The organism is Saccharopolyspora sp. NPDC000995, assembly GCF_053599315.1.
In genome coordinates this window covers 1-1,083 of the sequence record NZ_JBSFLZ010000366.1, presented here as the reverse complement: position 1 = coordinate 1,083, position 1,083 = coordinate 1, and the positions used below count along the sequence as shown (strand labels likewise).

The window sequence follows — 1,083 nt, the reverse complement described above, 5'->3', positions numbered from 1 at the left end:
GGTCGCGGTAGGGACCGCCCTTACGGGCGGCCCCCCGCACAGATCCCAGCGTGCGGAATTCCCGCACTGGGCTCCTGCCTCAGGTACGAGCGGCAAAGCGTGCCTCCGGGTAGGGATGCAGGATGCGTGCAGGCGGCAGATACCGTTCGGTGAGACGACCCATGCGCTCCCAGGTCAGGCGGTGACGTTGGCTGCGGCGTCGGAGCGCCTTGAGCCAGTGTCGGGTGACCTGGATCCGGAAGGCCAGGATCGCCGCGAAGTTGCCTGGCACGGCGTAGTAGGCGAGATGTCCTCGCAGCACACTGGCCAGCCATCGGCCCTGCTCGGGGATGGGTAGATGCCGGCGTCGCTTGAGTTGGTCGTTGACCTCGGCAAGTTTGGCCCGCATCCGTTTCTTGATCGTGGTGCGCCGTAGCCAGAAGCTGTCGCTCCTGCCCTTCCCGCAGATGTGCGTGAAGCCCAGGAAGTCGAAAGTCTCGGGCTTGCCGAGCCCACGCTGCGTTCGGTTCTTGGCGGCGAACCGCCCGAACTCGATGAGGCGCGTCTTGTCGGCGTGTAGTTCCAGAGAGAACGTCGCGAACCGTTCACGAAGATCCCGGAGGAACTGCTTGGCGTCACCTTGATGTTGGAATCCGACGACGAAGTCGTCCGCCCAGCGCACGATGATCATGTCGCCGCGTGCATGGCGGTTTCTCCACGTCTGAGCCCACCAGTCCAAGACGTAGTGGAGGTACACGTTAGCGAGCAACGGCGAGGCCGATCCTCCTTGCGGTGTGCCTTCCGATGTCTTTGACCACTTCCCGTCCTCGATAACTCCTGCCTTCAACCATTTCTGGATGAGGCGCAGGACACGCCTGTCTCCTATCCGATGCTCGAGGAACTTCATCAACCAACCGTGATCGAGCTTGGTGAAAAAGTCGCGGATGTCCGCGTCGAGTACCCAGTTCACCTTCTTCTTGTAGATACCGGCCGCCAGCGCATCCAGCGCATCGTGCGGGTTGCGACCTGGCCGGAACCCATAGGAGAAGCCGCGAAAGTCCACCTCGTAGACTGCGTTGAGCACCTCGACCACGGCCCGTTGGA

The 1,083-nt window shown here is 62.6% G+C and carries 1 protein-coding gene; it reads right to left on the bottom strand.

The window, feature by feature from the left end; genetic code table 11:
* Window positions 1-79 precede the first annotated feature (79 nt).
* Window positions 80-1,072, bottom strand: coding sequence for a reverse transcriptase domain-containing protein (locus ACWDKQ_RS36355; protein WP_450143269.1), 993 nt, complete (start codon window positions 1,070-1,072; stop codon window positions 80-82).
* Window positions 1,073-1,083 lie beyond the last annotated feature (11 nt).